This window comes from Aeromonas sp. FL131, assembly GCF_049860615.1.
In the GTDB taxonomy this organism is placed as follows: Bacteria; Pseudomonadota; Gammaproteobacteria; order Enterobacterales; family Aeromonadaceae; genus Aeromonas; species Aeromonas hydrophila.
The window spans coordinates 1,509,404-1,526,913 of record NZ_CP187595.1 but is presented as its reverse complement, the minus strand read 5'-3'; the positions used below and the strand labels follow the sequence as shown (position 1 = coordinate 1,526,913).

The window sequence follows — 17,510 nt, the reverse complement described above, 5'->3', positions numbered from 1 at the left end:
GAGCCGGACCCCATAACCTCTGTTTTATTCATGGAGTTTTGACTATGCAGTTGCAGCCTGGCGTATTTCGCTTGAACCCGATTTTGCTCTCCCTCGGCCTGCTTGCCTTGCCGGGCCTGGCCCAGGCCGAAGCGGTCAAGGCCAACGAGACCATGGTGGTTACCGCCACCCAGACCCAGCACACCGAACTCTCCGCCCCGGCCAGCGTCTCTGTGGTAACCCGCGCCGATCTGGACAAGATGAACGCCAACAACGTCGGCGAAGCGCTCAAGCACGTGCCCGGCGTCAACATCATCGGCACCAACCCCACCGGCCGCAGCGAGATCAAGATCCGCGGCATGGGCGGCGACTACACCCTGCTGCTGATCAACGGCAAGCGGGTCAACGCCCGCGAAACCCTGGGCAGCTCGTTTGGCAATGACTTCGACTTGAGCTCCATCCCCATGGCCGCCATCGAGCGCATCGAGGTGATCCGCGGTCCCGTCTCCTCCCTCTATGGCGCCGACGCCCTCGGCGGCGTGGTCAACGTGATCCTGCGCCAGGCCAAGGAGCAGACCGAGGCAGCCTTCGGCTACACCCACAGCATGCCCACCAAGGGTGATGGTGGTGATGCCAACCGTGGCAACGCCTTCGTCTCCGGCGCCCTGATCGACAACAAGCTGCTCGGCAGCCTGGTGGTGGAAGGCTATCAGCGCGACCGCTGGCACAGCGATCAGTCCAACAACCCGGACGCCGATGCGCTGGAGAAACGGGAAGTGGTCAACATGCTCTCCAGCCTGAAGTGGCTGGTGGCCGACAACCAGGATGTGGAGTTCGATCTGGGCTACAACCAGAACGACATGGACAGCTATTTCAACAACGTGCCGCGTGCCCCCACCGCCCCGGCTACCCCGCACAACGTGCAAAAACTCGATCGCCTGAGCTTGGGGCTGACCCACAACGGTCGTTGGGAGCACTTCGACAGCCGGGCCCGCTACTACTTCGAGCAGACCGATCTGATGGATGACTCTCAGCTCAACGGCGGCGCCGCCGATGTCACCCAGACCAACCACACGGTCGACGGCCAGCTGAGCGGCTACCTCGGGGATCACCTGCTGACCTCAGGCGCGGAATTCCGCAAGACCGAGCTGGAGCACAGCCGCAGCATCACCAGCGGCAGCGTGGATGCGAGCCAGAGCGCCCTCTACCTGCAGGACGAGTTCAGCCTGGGGGATCTGGCGCTGACCCTCTCCGGTCGTCTGGATCACCACGAGACCTATGGCAACGAGTTCAGTCCGCGCGCCTATGCGCTCTACAAACTGAGCGACGAGTGGGTGATCAAGGGCGGCGCCGGCAAGGCGTTCAAGGCCCCGACCCTGGCCCAGTCCAGCGAAGGCTTCGCCACCACCGCCTGCCGCGGCGCCTGCAAGGTGATCGGCAACCCGGACCTGAAACCGGAAACTGCCGTCAGCTACGAGCTGGGCACCGCCTATGAAGCCGATCGCTTCGGCGCCGGCCTCACCGGCTTCCACAACGACATCGAGGATCTGATCCAGAGCGATCAGTGGGGCCCGGGCTACCGTCCGACCGTGATGACCTACCTCAACGTCAAGAAGGCCCGGGTCAAGGGGCTGGAGCTGACCGGCTGGGTCGATGTGATGGACGACCTCAAGCTGACCGGCAACTGGACCATGCTGGACTCCGAAGACAAGAGCACCGGCGACGATCTGGCCAAGACCCCGGATCACACCGGCAACCTGAGCCTGGATTGGCAGGCCACCGAGATCGTCAGCACCAACCTGGCCTGGCAGTACGTGGGCAGCCAGTTCATCAAGGTGCCGATGCACAACTCCCAGGCGCTCAAGTCCGACAGCTACCAGACCCTGGACGTCAACACCAAGTGGAAGGTCACCCCGGCGCTCGACTTCAAGCTGGGCATCACCAACCTCACCAACACCAAGCGTGACCAGGTCGCCACCGACGCCGACTTCATTCTGGAAGGTCGTACCGTCTACGCCGGCGTGGATTACAAGCTGTAAACCCCGCAGGGAGCCCGTCAGGGCTCCCTTTTCTGCTGTTATTGCCTCGACGTGAAGGAGTAGCCGGGTGCACAGACACCAAACACACCTGTTCTGGCTGGGAGTGGTTCTCCTGTTCCTGCTCATCTGTCTCTCACTGGCCACCGGCGCCGGTGTCTATGGTGGCCGCGAGGTCGCCGGATTTCTGCTGGGCGATCCCGCCCTCATGGCCGATGAAAAGCTCGCCATGATCGTTCATACCCTGCGTCTGCCCCGCACCCTGTGTGCCCTGGTGGTGGGCGTCTGTCTTGCGCTGGCGGCCTCCATGCTGCAAAGCGCCACCCGCAATCCGCTGGCCGAACCCGGCCTGCTCGGGGTCAACGCCGGCGCCGTGTTCGCCCTGGTGATCGGCCTCACCTATTTTGGCGTCGAATCCGCCTACGGTTACCTGCTCTGGTCCGGCATGGGGGCCCTGCTCGGCAACCTCATCGTGCTCGGCCTCGGCCTGATGGTGGGGCGCTCCAACCCCCTCAAGCTCATCCTGGTGGGGGTCGCCCTCTCCGCCACCTTCGGCGGCCTCTCCAACTTCCTGCTGCTCTCCAACCAGGTGGTGCTGGAGCAGTTCCGTTTCTGGAATCTGGGGTCGCTGGCCGCCTCGGATCTCGATGCGGTGCTCACCGTGATGCCCTTTGCCCTGCTCGGCCTGCTGCTGACCCTGGCGCTCTGCCGTCAGCTCACCCTGATGCAGATGGGGGACAATCAGGCGCTGGCGCTCGGCATCCGGCCGACCCGGGTGCGCATCGGCGTGCTCCTGGCCGCCACCCTGTTTACCGCCTGCGCCATCGCCATCGCCGGTCCCATCGGCTTCGTCGGTTTTCTCGCCGCCTACTGCGCCCGCTTGGTGGAGCCGGTGCGCCTCGCCATTCAGGTGCGCTTCTCCGCCCTGTTCGGCGTGCTGTTTCTGCTCGGTGCCGACATCCTAGCGCGCTGGCTGATCCAGCCGTTCGAGCTGCCCAACGGGGTGATCCTGGCGCTGATCGGTGCCCCCGTGCTCATCCTGGTGGTGCGCAGCGGCGGCTTCCGCTCCCTGCTGGCCGTCAAATAAGGTTGCCTGCCTCATGAACAATTCCATCCATCCCTCCCTCACCACGGCGCTTCCCACCGGCACCGTCTGCCTGCGCGTTGGCAGCCGTACCCTGTTGCTGCACCGTCGTGCCTGGCTGATCACGCTGGGGCTCTTGGTCGCCCTGGTGCTGCTCTCCTTGCTGGCGCTGACCCTGGGCTCCGGCAAACTCACCATGCTGGGGGTGATCCAGACCCTGCTTGGCGAGGGCAACCGGCTGAGCGAGGTGACCGTCTTCAAGATCCGGCTGCCGCGCATCGTCGCCGTGCTGGTGGCGGGAGCGGCCATGGGTCTCTCCGGCTGCCTGGTGCAGACCCTCATTCGCAACCGCCTCGCCACCCCGGACATGATCGGGGTCAACGAGGGGGCCTCCCTGGCCATCATCGCCTTCTCCCTCTACCTGACCCTCGGCAGCTGGCCCTGGTGGGCCGCGCCGCTGGGCGCCCTGTTTGCCGCCGCCGTGCTCTATGCCCTGTGCAACAAGCCGGGGGAGCAGGGCTACCTGTTCGTGGTGATCGGCATCGGCGTCTCCGAGCTGATGAACGCCATCGGCCAGTTCGTGATGTCCACCCAGTCGCTGGTGCACCTCACCAGCCTCTACCTGTGGAACATGGGCAACTTCGTCGGCCAGGGCTACAGCACTGTGCTGCCGGTGGGGATCCTGATCCTGCTGGTCTGCCCTTGGATCATTTATCTCTCCCGGGCCCTGGGCGTACTGCGTCTGGGCCCCGTCACCGCCCAGAGTCTGGGGGTGAACGTCAATCGGGTGCAGCTCGGCGTGCTGGCCCAGGCCATCGTCGTGGCGGCGCTCGGCACCGCCATCGGCGGCCCCGTGGTGTTCATCGCCATGGCGGCCCCGGTGCTCGCCTCCTGGCTCAGCCGGGATCGCATCGTGCCGCTGTGGATTGCCGCCCTGTGCGGCGCCCTGCTGCTGCTGGCCAGCGATACCCTGGTGCGGGTGCTGGCCAGCCCCCACGAGGTGGCCACCGGCATCATGACCCGTATTCTCGGCGGCCTGTTGCTGCTGTTCATCCTGCTCAAAGACCGCCAGAAGGCCGACTGACGATGCCATTCATCCATTTTCAAGACAGACCGAGGGCCGCCTGATGACGCTCACCATCAATCACCTGCAATTTGGCTATCAGCACAAGCCCGTCTTCAACGACATCTCCTTCACCATTCCCCAGGGCAAGCTGGTGGGGATCGTCGGCCCCAACGGCGGCGGCAAGTCCACCCTGCTCAAACTCCTGGCAGGCCAGGAGCAGCAACAAGCCGGCGAGATCCTGCTCAAGGGCAAGCCGCTGGCCAGCTACGGCAAGAAGGCGCTGGCCCGCGAGCTCGCCTACCTGCCCCAGCGCCCGCTGGTGCCCGCCGGCATCCAGGTCGAGCAGCTGGTGCAGTACGGCCGCCATCCCCATCAGGGCTGGTTCAATCAGTGGAGCGAGGAGGATGCGCGCATGGTGCGCTGGGCCTGCGAGCGGATGCAACTGGGCGACATTCTGCAGCAGAGCGCCAGCTCCCTCTCCGGCGGCCAGGCCCAGCGGGTGTGGCTCGCCATGGTGCTGGCCCAGGATGCAGACATCATCCTGCTGGATGAGCCCACCAGCGCCCTCGACATCGGCCACCAGACCGAGGTGATGGAGGCCATCCACCAGATCACCGCCGAGGGCAAGACGGTGCTCATCGTCATCCACGATCTCGCCACCGCCGCCCGCTACTGCGACGAGCTGATCGCGCTGGGGGATGGCGGCATCCAGGCCATGGGGCCGGCCCGCGAGGTGGTGACCAAGTCCCTCATCGACCGCCTCTACCAGACCGACGTGGACATACTGCACGCCCCCGGCGACGGCGCCCCCATCATAGTGCCGCGCCGCAGGCCGCACGCCTTTGCCATGCGCCAACCGGCCTGAGCCCCATCAAAAAACCGCCGAGAGGCGGTTTTTTATGCTTGTGTCTCGGCGCACCGCCACTCACAGCAGCAGGCTGGTGAGCACCCCGCCCGGCCGTGTTTGCCAGTGCCCTGTTTGCCAATGCAGTGCCTGCCAGTACATTGGCTGCCAGTACACAGTGCAGCGCCAACCGGCGGGCAGTGTCGGGGTCAGCCCACCCACCAGTTCGACGGTGAGGGTCTGCTCCGTCATGGTCAGCCAGCGGGCATCGAGAAAGTCAAAATAGCGCCCCACACTGGGGTAGAGCGCCTTGAACAGGCTCTCCTTGGCCGAGAAGATCAAGGTGAGCGCCTCAGCCCTGCTCAGGCCGATGGCAGGGGCAGCGGCCGCCAGCCGGACCCACTCCTCCCCGCTGGCAATGCCGGGCCAGAGCTCGCTCGCCTGCCCCTCTGCCAGCCAGCCTTCCAGATCCAGCCCCATTCCCGCCCGACCCGGGCGCACCGCGCACAGCGCCATGCCGCGCCCCTGCAACAGGCTGTGGCTGATGCTGCCCTCAAACCCCGCAGGCCAGCAGGGTTCGCGGGCGGCCCCGATGCTCACCTGCTGCTGGCCCAGACCAAAGGGGTGCAAGGCCCGGCGCGCCGCCAGCCGGCCGGCCAGAAACTCCCCCAGCCGCTTGGGGACCGCGCGCTGCAAGCTGGCGGGCAGCACCATGCCGGCCGCGTCGTAACAGGCCGGGGTGAAGGCGGCGGGGTCAAAGCAGATCCGTTGCAGCGCCATGTGCGCCGCGCCGGGTAGCGGCAGGCTGTCAGCCTGCACGATAAAGCGATCCAGTGAACAGGCTGGCGCAGTGGCAATCAACATCACGAAGAGCCCTTGGTTGGTGAGCCCGCATGGTAGCAAACCGCGCCCTCCTCACGCCACAAACACAAATGACAATTCTTATCATTTGAATTTGTGGTAGCATGAGTTCGCCCGTTTGGGGCCCAGTGTCCCAATGATTTCACCAAGAAGGATGTAACGATGAAGATCTCCTCTCCCCTGGCTGCCGTGCTGATGCTGGCCAGCCTGGTCGGCTTCCAGGCACAGGCCGGCAGCGAGACCCGTCAGGTGACCGATGCCGACGGCAAGACCCAGGTCGTACCGGCCCAGCCCAAGCGGGTGGTGGTACTGAGCGAAATCGATCTGGACAGCGCCCTGACCCTGGGGCTGCAACCGGTCGGCACCGTCAATGGCCGTGGCCAGTCCACCCTGCCCCGCTACCTGCTGCAACAGGCGGGCAAGGAGATCGCCGTGGTCGGCGATCTGGACAATCCCAACCTGGAGAAGCTGATCGATCTGGAACCCGACCTCATCCTCACCGGCCAGACCAAGCCCGAGCTGCTGGCCCTGCTCAAGGAGATCGCCCCCACCGTGGTCACCGGCAACTGGGGTGACTCCTGGAAAGAGATCTTCAATCGCAGCGCCCACGTGCTGAACCGGGACGCCGAAGCCAAAACCTTCCTCGCCCAGTATGACGCCCGCCTGCAGGAAGCCCGCAGCAAGCTTGCCAAGCATCAGGGCGAGCGCCTGAGCATAGTGCGCTGGAACCCCAAGGGCCCGAGCTACATGCACAGCGGCACCTTCGCCAGCAGCGTGGTGGAAGAGATGGGGCTGACCCGGCCGACCCACCAGATCGGTGACAAGACCCCCCACTCCCCGGCTCTGAGCCTCGAATCCCTCAACCTGCTGGACGGCGACTGGCTGGTGATCGGCACCCTCAGCGCCAGCGGCGATGCGGTGGATGCCATGAGGCAGGCCGAGCAGACCCCGGCCTTCCAGCAGCTCGGCGCCATCAAGAGCAAGCGCTTCGGCGCCGTGGACGGATCCCTGTGGACCTCCACCGGCGGCCCCCAGGCGGCCCTCAAGGTGATCGACGACGTCGAGCAGCTGCTGGCCAAACCCGACGCGGCCCCCATCACCCAATAAGCCATCGTGATTGCCGCCCACAAAGAAGCCCGCATATGCGGGCTTCTTTTTATGTCGTGACCAATCCTCAAGGTGATGGCAATCAGACCGGCTTGAGCCGCGCGGTGAAGTGGCGCAGCAGCGGCGGCTCGTAGTCAAAGGTGAGCCCGCGAATGTCGCTGGCCCGCGCTTTCACCGCGATCAGGCAGTCGGCCACATAGTCCATGTGATCCCGGGTGTAGACCCGGCGCGGAATGGTGAGCCGCAGCAGCTCGAAGTCCGCCGCCTCCTGCTTGCCGGTGGCGGGATCGCGCCCGAGCAGCAGGGAGCCAATCTCCACCCCGCGCACGCCCCCTTCCAGATAGAGCGCGCAGGCGAGCGCGTGGGCCGGGAACTGCTCGGCCGGAATATGGGGCAGCAGCTTTTTGGCATCCACAAACACCGCATGGCCACCGGTGGGGGTCTGGATGGGGATGCCCGCCTCGGCCAGCCGCTCGCCGAGATAGGCCACCTGACTGATGCGATAGGTGAGATACTCCTCATCCATCCCCTCGCACAGGCCGATGGCGAGCGCCGCCATGTCCCGTCCGGCGAGGCCGCCATAGGTGACGAATCCCTCCATCGCCACGCAGCGCACCTGTACCGCGCGGAACAGCTCGAGATCTTCCTTGAAGCAGCAGAGCCCGCCGATATTGACCAGCCCGTCCTTCTTGGCCGACATGGTGAAGATGTCCCCCAGCGCAAACATCTGGCGCACTATCTCCTTGATGCTGCGCTTGGCATAGGCCGGATCCCGCTCCTTGATAAACCAGGCGTTCTCGGCAAAGCGGGCGGCATCGATCACCACCGGAATATGGTGGCGACGGGCCAGCGTCGAGACCGCTTCCATATTGGCCATGGAGACCGGCTGGCCGCCGGCGCTGTTGCAAGTGACCGTGATGATGATGCCGGCCACGTTGCCCGCCCCCAGGGTTTCGATGGTGTCGTTCAGGCGAGGGAGATCAAAATCCCCCTTCCAGGCGTAGGGGGCCGTGGTGTCGAGGGCTTTCGGAGTGAGCAGGTTGATGGCCCGCGCCCCGGCCAACTCCACGTGGGCCTTGGTGGTATCGAAGTGGTAGTTGGAGATGAAGACCGGCGCCTTGCCCTGGCAGCGCTTGACCAGCTCGGGGAAGAGGATCTGCTCGGCCCCGCGCCCCTGGTGGGTAGGTATCACATGCTGATAGCCAAAGATCTCGCGCACCGCGCGCTCCAGCTCGACAAAGTTGCGGCTGCCCGCATAGGCTTCGTCCCCCATCATGATGCCGGCCCACTGACGATCAGACATGGTACCGGTGCCGCTATCGGTCAGCAGATCGATATAGACATCCTCGGCCAGCAGCAGGAAAGGGTTCCAGCCAGCGGCCTCGAGGGCGGCGCGGCGCTCGGCGCCAGTGGTCTGTTTGATGGGCTCGACCATCTTGATACGAAACGGCTCGGGTATACGACGCATAAAAGACTCCTCACCGACACAAGGCCAGTGTGTTTGAAATTGGGATAGGCAAAGAGGCCGGGGCGATCAGAGTCGTCCGGCTGACAAATTCAAACGGCGGGTGCCGCCAATCAGCGGTGAGGAAAGTCGAGGGTCAGAATGGGATCCCGGGTGTACCAGTGGGCGAGCAGGCAGGCTGCCCGGGGCGTAGCTGTCACGATTGGCATCACTCCCCTCCATGTCGGTTGTAAACAGTCGGTCCAATAAGATCCATTGATGGGTGCTGCCAGCGGGCAGCCTCGCCACGTTAACGGCAGGTTAATTGGCAGACAAGAGGCGCACAGTCGGGCTGTGCGCCTGCTCACAAAGCGTCCATTCTTCCGACTCGATACCGGCAACGGTGATCCCACCCGCGCCCCGCTTCGTTAAGCTGTTATCCCGTTGACTTGACCCTGTTCACGCCGCTCCCTTGCCAACCATCGGAAGTCCCATGCATCGCAAAGCCCATCTGCCCGAGAAGATCTGCCCCGTCTGCCAACGCCCCTTCAGCTGGCGGCGCAAGTGGGCAAATTGCTGGGAGGAGGTTCGCTACTGCAGCGAGCGCTGTCGCCACGCTCGTCATTGCAGTCATCAACATAACGGGGAGCATGTCTAATGGAGCTGCGCCTCGTGCTCGGCGATCAGCTGAACGCCGGTCACAGCTGGTTTCGCACCCCGGATCCGGCGGTCTGCTATCTGATGGCGGAGCTGCGCCAGGAGACCGACTACTGCCGCCACCACCGCCAGAAGGTGCTGGCCTTCTTTGCCGCCATGCGCGCCTTCGCGGCGGCACTCACCCAAGCGGGCCACCGCGTCTGTTACCTGACCCTCGATGAGAGCGCCCGCTGGCCCGACTTGCCCGGCTTGCTGGAGGATCAGCTCGAAACACATCAGGCCGACAGCGTTGCCTGGCAGAGCCCGGACGAGTGGCGCCTCGCCAGCCAGTTGCAAGCATGGGCGGCAGGCCTTGCCATCCCTGCCACCGAGGTGGAAAGCGAACATTTTCTCACCCCCCGCGATGGCTGGCAGCGCTACCCCCACAGCCGGATGGAGTTCTTCTACCGCGCCCTGCGAAAGCAATACCGGGTGCTGCTCGATGAGCGCGGCCAACCCCTTGGCGGGCGCTGGAACTTTGATGATGAGAACCGCGCCAAATTGCCGGCGAGCCAGCCCATCCCGGCCCCCCTCACCTTTGCCAACGAGGTGAGCGACATCGATGCCATGCTGACCCGTCACGGGGTCAGCACCATCGGCGAGGCAGATGTCAGCAGACTGCCCTGGCCCATCAGCCGGCGCCAGAGCCGCGAGCTACTGGCCCATTTTCTGGCCCACTGCCTGCCCCACTTTGGCCGCAATCAGGATGCCCTGAGCGAGCGAGGCTGGAGCCTGTTTCACAGCCGCCTGTCGTTTTCCCTCAACAGCAAGATGCTCCACCCGCTTGAGGTGATCCGCGCCGCCGAAGCCCACTGGCAGGCCAATCAGGACACTATCACCCTGGCGCAAGTGGAGGGCTTTATTCGCCAGATCCTCGGCTGGCGCGAATTCGTACGCGCCCTCTACTGGGAAAAGATGCCCGCCTATCAGCAGACCAATTTTCTCGGGGCCGAGCGGCCGCTGCCCGGTTTTTTCTGGAGCGGTGAAACCAGGATGGCCTGCGTGCGTCACGCCATTGGCCAGTCTCTGAAGCACGCCTACGCCCACCATATCCAGCGGCTGATGGTGACCGGCAACTTTGCCCTGCTGGCGGGGATCGATCCTGACGAGGTGGATGCCTGGTATCTCGGCATCTATGTGGATGCCATCGAGTGGGTGGAGCTGCCCAACACCCGTGGCATGAGCCAGTTTGCCGATGGTGGCCTGATGGGCAGCAAGCCCTACGCCAGCAGCGGCGCCTATCTAGAGCGAATGGGCCACTACTGCAAGGGGTGCCACTATCAGGTGAAAGCCCGCAGCGGCGACGGGAGTTGCCCGTTCAACAGCCTCTACTGGCACTTTTTATGGCGCAACCGGGACAAACTTGGCAGCAACCCTCGTCTCGCCCTGCCCTATGCCAACTGGGATGGCCAGGCCGCCGAACAGCAGCACGCCATCCTAGGGACGGCGGAGCAGTACCTGATCCGGCTGGAGCAGCTCTGACTGCCACAGCTAATACCAACAAGTCCACACTTTTCAACATTGAAAACCAGTTAAATAAATGTAAATAGATATATATCCCAATTATATCTACACCAGTTGAATATCCTGTGGCGGCTGATTAAGGTGAGGGCCCCAGTCAAGGAGAGACAAGATGGACATAGTGGTACTCGGTGGTGGCGTGGTCGGCGTGACCAGCGCCTGGTATCTGGCCAAGGCGGGTCACAAGGTGACCCTGCTGGAACGGCGTGACGGAGTGGCCCTTGAAACCAGCCACGCCAATGCCGGCCAGATCTCCCCCGGTTACGCGGCCCCCTGGGCGGCCCCCGGCATTCCCCTCAAGGCCGCCAAGTGGCTGCTGCAAAAGCATGCCCCCTTCACGGTGCGACCGACCTCGGATCCCTTCCAGCTGCGCTGGATGCTGAAGATGTTTGCCAACTGCACCCCGGCGGCCTATGCGGTCAACAAGGGGCGCATGGTGCGTCTAGCCGAATACAGCCGCGACTGCATGAAGCTGCTGCGCGACGAGCTGAGCATCGATTATGAAGGGCGCCAGCTCGGCACCCTGCAGCTGTTTCGCAGTCAGGCCCAGCTCGATGCCAGCAAGCGCGACATCGAGGTGCTGGAAGAGTATGGCGTGCCCTACCAGTCCCTCGATGCCGCTGGCTGTGAAGGGGCAGAGCCGGCGCTGGCCCGGGTACGCGGCAAGATAGTGGGCGGCCTGCGCCTGCCGGGCGATGAGACCGGCGACTGCTTCCGCTTCACCAAGGCCATGGCTGCAGAAGCGCAGCGACTGGGGGTCAAGTTCGTGTTCAACTGCGCCATCGACGAGATCGAGCTGGCGCAGGGACGCGCCGTGGCGGTGCGGGCCGGCGAGCAGCGCTTCAAGGCCGACGCCATCGTCTGTGCCCTCGGCAGCTATGCCACCGGGTTCCTGCGCCCGCTCGGGCTCGATCTGCCCGTCTACCCGGTCAAGGGCTACTCCCTCACCCTGCCGATGATCAACGCCGAGGCCTCGCCGCGCAGTACCGTGCTGGACGAAACCTACAAGGTGGCCATCACCCGTTTCGACGAGCGGATCCGGGTCGGCGGCATGGCGGAGCTGTCAGGTTACAACCTGGCCCTCAACCCGAAACGGCACGACACCCTGGCCATGGTGGTCGGCGATCTCTTCCCCGAGGGGGGCGACATCAGCCGCGCCGACTTCTGGACCGGGCTGCGCCCCATGACGCCGGACGGCACCCCGCTGGTGGGCCCAAGCCCCATCCCCGGCCTCTGGCTCAACACCGGCCATGGCACCCTGGGCTGGACCATGGCGGCGGGCTCGGGCCAGCTGCTGTGCGATCTCATCAGCGGCAGCGACACAGCCATCAGCGACGAAGGGCTCACCCTGGCCCGCTACGGCTGAGACTTCTCCTCCGTCTCTTCGCGTTTCATCCCAAAGAGGGAGTGCCTGGCACTCCCTCTTGTTTTGACCCCAGTTTGTTTTGACCGCAGTTTGTTTTGACCCCAGCGCGGTTTATTCAGCCTCTGCCGCCGCACCGCCCGGCATCAGGGTGGGCAGCGCTTGCCACACTCTGGCGGGATCCGGCTCGGCGATGGCGCTCGCCACCAGTTGCTGCAGCCAGTGGCGATGGAGCAGCCAGATGGGATCCCCCAGGCGCCCCTGCTCCTTGGCGCACTGCTTGACCACATCCGCCGTCCGGTAGAAGTAGCGGATCAGGCTGGTGAGCTCGGGTTCGGGCCAGCGGCAGCCAAAATGGCGCAGCCGTTCGTGCCAGAATGCCAGCTGACCGCGCTCGTGCTCCTGCTCGAGCCCGTGCAGGGCCGGGATGAGATCCATCGCCTGCCACAGGGCCCCGTAGCCGACGAAGCGCTCATCCAGTGCGTCCAGCGCCTGATCCAGCATCGCCAGGGTCTGCGGCCAGTCGTCGGCCTGCTGGCGGATCGCCGCCTGCGCCTCGCACACCGCCGCCAGCCAGTCCATCGCCAGCCGGCAGATGATCGCCTCCTTGTTGGGATAGAGGTGATAGAGCGACTTGATGCCCACCCCGGCGCGGGCGGCGATGGCATTGGTGTTGAGCGCCGCGAACCCCTGCTCCCGCAGCAGCGCCAGGGTGGCCTGCTCGATGCGGGTCGCTACCTCCTGACTGCGCTGCTGCCGCGGCTGACGCCGCATGCAGAGCCCCTCTGGCAATGCGTGTTCCGCCATTGCGTCTTTCCCTCCATGGTCACCGAGTCTCATCACTACATGATGAGACAGACTCAACACAAGTCAAAAAAAGTGCAGTAATCACTGGCATTTTCCGGCACAGCTGCAATAAACAACTGTGCTCATATTTGCAGTAATCACTGCAATCATACAAGGAGAGCACGCAATGGATGGCAAACAACACAACCACCGCCGGGGGCTTGTCGCCCTGCTGATAACAGTCCTGCTCGGCGGCTGCCAGCAGGACAACCGCTCGCAGGAACCGACCAGCACCCTCTACTTCAACGGCAAGATTCACACCCAGGACGACCAGCGCAGCCTGGCCGAGGCCATGGTGGTCGAGGATGGCAAGTTCCGCTACGTCGGCTCGCGCCAGGGGGCCGAATCCTTCATGACCAACGCCACCCGCCAGGTGGATCTGCAGGGGCGCATGGTGCTGCCGGGGCTGCACGACAACCACATCCACCTGCTCGGCACCGTGGCCCTGCCCATGTGCGATCTGGATGGTCAGGCCGTCGATCTCGATCAGCTGGCTGCCAAGGTCAAGGCGTGTCTGCCCCGCTACGCCGCACAACCGGGCGAGTGGCTAGTGGTCAATCAGTGGTCCCCCTATGACGGCAATACCCCGACCGCCAGCCATGCCACCCTGCTGGCCGCCCTGGATGCCGTGGCGCCGGACAATCCGGTGGTGCTGCTCGGGGCGGACGGTCACGCCAGTGCCTACAACTCGCAGGCACTGGCCAGCGCCGAAGATCAGGATGGCAATCAGGTGGGCTTCAACCTCGGCACATTGGCGCCGGGCGGGGTGTTCGAGCGGTTCATCCCCTATGTGGACTTGACCAGCGGCGTCATCCGGGAGGGGGCCCGCAGCGCCATCCCGGTGCCGGACAGCGGGGTGCTGAGCGCCAGCGACGAGCGGGCCGCCACCCAGTACGAGCAGATCCTGCCGGCCATCGCTACCCTGATGGCCTCGCGCGGCATCACCGGCGTGCAGGACGCCTGCGCCACCGACTTCATCCGCCAGCGCCTGCTCAGCATGCAGGCACGGGGGCTGCTGCAGATGCGCATCACCGCCGCCACCTGCTTTCACGAAGATGACTACAGCGGCAAGCTGGACATTGAGGGGCACCTGGCCAAGGCCACTCAGGTCAGAAGCGCCTTTGCCGGCAACCCGCTGATCAAGGCCGATGCGGTCAAGATCTTCCTCGACGGGGTGCTGGAGGGGGATCCCTTCACCGCACCGCCTTTCCTGCCCAACGCCGGCATGCTGGAGAACTACCAGAACCCCCATCTGGCGCTGGATCCGGACAGCGGCCGGGTCACCATCACCGCCGACAGCGAAGACGCCGGCAGCAACGGCATCGTCAACTACCGGGAGGCAGACCTGAAACGCTACGTCACCGCGCTGGACGGGGCGGGTTTTGGCATCCACATGCACAGCATCGGTGATCGCAGCACCCGGGTCGGGCTCGATGCGCTGGCCGCCGCCCGCGCCAGCAACGGCGACCGAGGCATCCCCCACACCCTGGCCCACCTGCAGGTGGTGCACCCGGACGATCAGCGCCGCCTCGGCGAGCTCGGGCTCTACCTCACCTTCACCTACGCCTGGACCACGCCCCAGCTTGCCTACGACATGCTGGTCACCCCCTTCATCCAACCAACCAGGGCCGGCCAGTCCCTGAGCGAGGCGCTCTACGATCCGCTGGGTTATCTGCACCAAGCCCTCTATCCGGTCGAGAGCAGCCGCAAGGCGGGCGCCATCCTGGTGGCGGGCAGCGACGCGCCGGTCGACAGCCGGGATCCCCGCCCGTTTGAAAACATGGCCGCCGGCATCGTGCGGGCGGCCGGCAGCGACGATGCATTTCGCGCCAGCCAGCGCATCTCGCTGGCCGAGATGCTGGCCGCCTACACCATCAACGGTGCCAGGGCGGTGCGTCAGGGGAAGATCACCGGCTCCATCGAGGCGGGTAAATCCGCCGATTTCATCGTGCTCGACCGGGATCTGTTCGCCCTGGTCGAAGCCGGCACGCCGGAGCAGATTGCCGACACCCGGGTCGAGCAGACCGTGTTTCAGGGCAACACCATCTACCCGGCCCCCTGAGCCAAACCGCTGACAACAAAAAGGCCCCGCGAGGGGCCTTTCTTATGGACTGGCCGGCGCGCCGGTTTCGCCCTGCGCCGGATGCAGCGCCAGGTTGAACAGCGCTGCCACCATGTCCGACTGGGTCAGGATCCCCACCAGTTGCTCACCATCCACCACCGGCATGTGGTGCAGGCCGCCATCGGAGAAGGCGCCCACCAGATCGTAGAGCGGTTGATAGCGGCGGGCGGTCGACACGTTGCGGGTCATCAGGTCCGCGACCCGCAACTCGGCCAGATCCGCGGCGCCCCGCGGCTGTTGCTGCGCCCGGTCGATCATCAGGTCGTGCAGGGTGATGATGCCGGTCAGCCTGCCGGCCTCGTCCACCACCGGCAGCGCCTTGACCTGATGGTGGGAGAGCAGTTGCCAGGCCGCCATGGCCGGCTGCGGCGCCTCTATCAGGATCAGATCCCGCGACATCACGTCCTGCACCCGCACCGTGCCCACCCTGGCCCGCAGGGCGTGCAGCTGGGCCTCCTGCAGCAGCGCCTGCAGATCCTGGCGGCTGATGTCGAGCAGCTCGCCGTGCTTTTCCAGCGCAAAGTCGATGTCCTCCGCCTGGGTCGCCACCCGCCCGCTCGGCTGGGGATCGGTGGTCTGGTGGCGGTTGGGCTGGGCCTGACCGCTGTTGGGATAACGGCGCCCCAGCAGCCGGTTGTAGCAGAGCGCCAGTAGCAGCAACAGCAGCGAATTGAGCAGCACCGGCAGCAGCACATAGCCGACCCCGAGCTGGCGGATCCCCTCACCGCCGATGACCGCGGTCAAGGCCACGGCGCCGCCGGGCGGATGCAGGCTGCGGGTGAGAAACATGGCGGCGATGGCCAGCATCACGGCAAGGGCGGCAGCCTGCGCCGGATCCGCCACCAGGCTGGCACTCAGCACCCCCATCAGCGCCGAGACCCCATTGCCCACCACGATAGACCAGGGCTGGGCCAGCGGGCTGGCAGGCGCGGCAAACAGCAGCACGGCGGAGGCCCCCATGGGGGCGATCAACCAATGGACCTCAAGCCCCAGCCCCCACCGACACAAGAGGGCGGTACCCAGCAGCCCGACGAAGGCGCCCAGGGCGCCGTAACAACTCTCTTTGATACTGGTATTGGTGGATACCGGAAAAAAATCCCTGAACTGCATGGGGCTCCTGCGCGGATAACATTTATTTCAAATGCGCAATTTTAACGGCATCCCCTCGCCCAATACCACAGCCAGATGCAGCCAGGCCCCTCTTATTTGGTGCCGTGCGGCCTCATGGGAGTCACACCGCCATCCCTCTGCTCCCCGCGCTCGTCACCAAACTGTGATGCAGCAACAAATTCTTACAAAAAAGCTGCTGGCGGCCCCCTTTCCCTCTTCTCTTAACACGTCCTTAAGAATCGCAGTGTCATCTTGAGCTCATCTTCATGCACGGAGCCACTACTTATGAGCACCATCAGAGATGCCCTTCGCCGCTTCGACGGCCAGCGCCGCTGCTGGACCGCCGGGCTGGAGCGGGCCGCCCTCGCCTGGCTCGCGCGTCAAGGCCGACTGCCGGCAAGCAGCCAGCCTCCCCGGCGGATCCTGGTCATTCGCAGTACCTGCCGTATCGGCAACAACCTGTTTTTGCTGCCCTTTTTGCAAAAGGTGCGCAGCGCCCATCCCCAGGTCGAGATAGAGCTGGTGTGCAGCGGCGGCCAGCTGCTCCCCTTCCTGGCCGATCTGCAACTGCAGCGCATTCATCCGGTCAAGCTGCAGGGCAAGCGGCTGCTGGCCTCCCTGTCGGTGCTGTGGCAGTTGCGCCGTCAGCACTACGATCGGGTCTACGTGCCTTTTGCCTCCAGCACCGATCACCTGATCGCCGGCTGGGTGAAGGCGCGCGAGAAGCTGGGCTTTGACGATGCCAAGGGCGATGCCCTGTTCCCCCAGCCCCTCACTCCCAACCAGCACTGCCATTACGCCCACCAGCCGCTGCAACTGCTCGGCATGCACGGCCATCTCGCCGATCAGATTGAGCTCGGCAGCTTGCTGCACAGCGCCAGCCCACGGCTGGTGGCACTCAGGCATGACTACCCGGCGCGGCCGCTCATCGGCTTTTTCACCGGTGCCCGCAAGGGCAAGGGACTCTCTCTGCCCCAGTGGCAACGACTGCTCGGGGATCTGCGCCGCCACTACCCCAGCGCCCTGTTGATCCAGCTCGAGGATCCCACCGATCCCCAGCCCCGGCTCGGCGACGTGCAGGTCTCCCTCGCCAGCCTGAGCGAGCTGGCCCGCTTTGCCGGCGGCCTCTCCCTCTTCGTCAGCGGCGATACCGGGCCGCTGCACCTGGCCGCCGCCAGCGGCGTGCCCTGCCTCGGCCTCTTTACCCAGACCGATCCCGCCCGCTACGGCTGCCTCGGCGCCCAGCACCTCAATCTGGTGATCGGTGATCGCAATGCCATCCCCCTCGATCACCACTGGCTGGCCGAGGCACTGGCAAGAGAACCCCAGCCGCAGCAGCTGCCGAGCGCCCCCTCGCCCGTCCCGAGTCCAGGGCTTGCCAGCGGCGCCTTTGTCATCACCCTTTGAGGGGGCTACAAGCGCACAAAAAAA

Annotated in this window: 14 protein-coding genes; 10 read left to right on the top strand and 4 right to left on the bottom strand. The window is 65.0% G+C overall.

Going from position 1 to position 17,510, the window contains the following annotated elements; translation table 11 throughout:
• The first annotated feature begins 44 nt into the window (after nucleotides 1-44).
• The 4 genes from ACPW75_RS07250 to ACPW75_RS07235 all read left to right on the top strand — a co-directional run bounded on the left by ACPW75_RS07250 (nucleotide 45) and on the right by ACPW75_RS07235 (nucleotide 5,030).
• On the top strand, nucleotides 45-2,018 hold the full coding sequence (locus ACPW75_RS07250) for a siderophore amonabactin TonB-dependent receptor (RefSeq protein ID WP_077096491.1): 1,974 nt from the start codon (nucleotides 45-47) through the stop codon (nucleotides 2,016-2,018).
• A gap of 67 nt (nucleotides 2,019-2,085) precedes the next feature.
• Nucleotides 2,086-3,102 (top strand): amonabactin ABC transporter permease subunit 2, encoded by a 1,017-nt coding sequence (locus ACPW75_RS07245; protein WP_011705838.1) that lies wholly within the window; start codon nucleotides 2,086-2,088, stop codon nucleotides 3,100-3,102.
• Between the two features lie 13 nt (nucleotides 3,103-3,115).
• Nucleotides 3,116-4,183, top strand: coding sequence for an amonabactin ABC transporter permease subunit 1 (locus tag ACPW75_RS07240; RefSeq protein WP_039213545.1), 1,068 nt, complete (start codon nucleotides 3,116-3,118; stop codon nucleotides 4,181-4,183).
• Nucleotides 4,184-4,226: 43 nt separating this feature from the next.
• On the top strand, nucleotides 4,227-5,030 hold the full coding sequence (locus tag ACPW75_RS07235) for an amonabactin ABC transporter ATP-binding protein (protein WP_016350955.1): 804 nt from the start codon (nucleotides 4,227-4,229) through the stop codon (nucleotides 5,028-5,030).
• A 60-nt stretch (nucleotides 5,031-5,090) separates the two neighbouring features.
• Here ACPW75_RS07235 and amoD read toward each other — a convergent pair whose 3' ends face one another.
• Nucleotides 5,091-5,876 carry an amonabactin biosynthesis phosphopantetheinyl transferase AmoD gene (gene amoD, locus ACPW75_RS07230; RefSeq protein ID WP_077096518.1) on the bottom strand — a complete coding sequence of 262 codons (786 nt, stop codon included), beginning with the start codon at nucleotides 5,874-5,876 and terminating at the stop codon, nucleotides 5,091-5,093.
• Nucleotides 5,877-6,032: 156 nt separating this feature from the next.
• Between amoD and ACPW75_RS07225 the strand changes: the two genes are divergently transcribed.
• Nucleotides 6,033-6,977: an amonabactin ABC transporter substrate-binding protein gene (locus tag ACPW75_RS07225; RefSeq protein ID WP_077096493.1), complete on the top strand. Its 945-nt coding sequence runs from the start codon at nucleotides 6,033-6,035 to the stop codon at nucleotides 6,975-6,977.
• Nucleotides 6,978-7,059: 82 nt separating this feature from the next.
• Here the strand turns inward: ACPW75_RS07225 and ACPW75_RS07220 are convergent, their stop codons facing one another.
• The gene (locus ACPW75_RS07220) at nucleotides 7,060-8,445 is read right to left on the bottom strand and encodes a tryptophanase (RefSeq protein ID WP_077096494.1); all 1,386 of its coding nucleotides are present in this window, start codon (nucleotides 8,443-8,445) and stop codon (nucleotides 7,060-7,062) included.
• 469 nt (nucleotides 8,446-8,914) lie between these two features.
• Between ACPW75_RS07220 and ACPW75_RS07215 the strand changes: the two genes are divergently transcribed.
• The 3 genes from ACPW75_RS07215 (at nucleotide 8,915) to ACPW75_RS07205 (ending at nucleotide 12,004) form a co-directional block, all read left to right on the top strand.
• Nucleotides 8,915-9,079 (top strand): DUF2256 domain-containing protein, encoded by a 165-nt coding sequence (locus ACPW75_RS07215; protein ID WP_077096495.1) that lies wholly within the window; start codon nucleotides 8,915-8,917, stop codon nucleotides 9,077-9,079.
• Nucleotides 9,079-10,599: a cryptochrome/photolyase family protein gene (locus ACPW75_RS07210; protein ID WP_077096496.1), complete on the top strand. Its 1,521-nt coding sequence runs from the start codon at nucleotides 9,079-9,081 to the stop codon at nucleotides 10,597-10,599. The genes ACPW75_RS07215 and ACPW75_RS07210 overlap by 1 nt, the downstream gene beginning before the upstream one ends.
• Nucleotides 10,600-10,750: 151 nt before the next feature.
• Entirely contained in the window at nucleotides 10,751-12,004 is a 1,254-nt protein-coding gene (locus ACPW75_RS07205; protein WP_011705831.1) for a D-amino acid dehydrogenase, read from the top strand.
• Between the two features lie 111 nt (nucleotides 12,005-12,115).
• Here ACPW75_RS07205 and ACPW75_RS07200 read toward each other — a convergent pair whose 3' ends face one another.
• Nucleotides 12,116-12,808: a TetR/AcrR family transcriptional regulator gene (locus ACPW75_RS07200; protein ID WP_179101441.1), complete on the bottom strand. Its 693-nt coding sequence runs from the start codon at nucleotides 12,806-12,808 to the stop codon at nucleotides 12,116-12,118.
• Between the two features lie 166 nt (nucleotides 12,809-12,974).
• On the opposite strand from ACPW75_RS07200, the gene ACPW75_RS07195 reads away from it, so the two are divergent.
• Entirely contained in the window at nucleotides 12,975-14,909 is a 1,935-nt protein-coding gene (locus ACPW75_RS07195) for an amidohydrolase (RefSeq protein WP_077096497.1), read from the top strand.
• A gap of 42 nt (nucleotides 14,910-14,951) precedes the next feature.
• Here ACPW75_RS07195 and ACPW75_RS07190 read toward each other — a convergent pair whose 3' ends face one another.
• Nucleotides 14,952-16,079: an HPP family protein gene (locus ACPW75_RS07190; protein ID WP_077096498.1), complete on the bottom strand. Its 1,128-nt coding sequence runs from the start codon at nucleotides 16,077-16,079 to the stop codon at nucleotides 14,952-14,954.
• Nucleotides 16,080-16,364: 285 nt separating this feature from the next.
• On the opposite strand from ACPW75_RS07190, the gene ACPW75_RS07185 reads away from it, so the two are divergent.
• Nucleotides 16,365-17,486 carry a glycosyltransferase family 9 protein gene (locus ACPW75_RS07185; RefSeq protein ID WP_077096499.1) on the top strand — a complete coding sequence of 374 codons (1,122 nt, stop codon included), beginning with the start codon at nucleotides 16,365-16,367 and terminating at the stop codon, nucleotides 17,484-17,486.
• The last annotated feature ends 24 nt before the right edge of the window (nucleotides 17,487-17,510 follow it).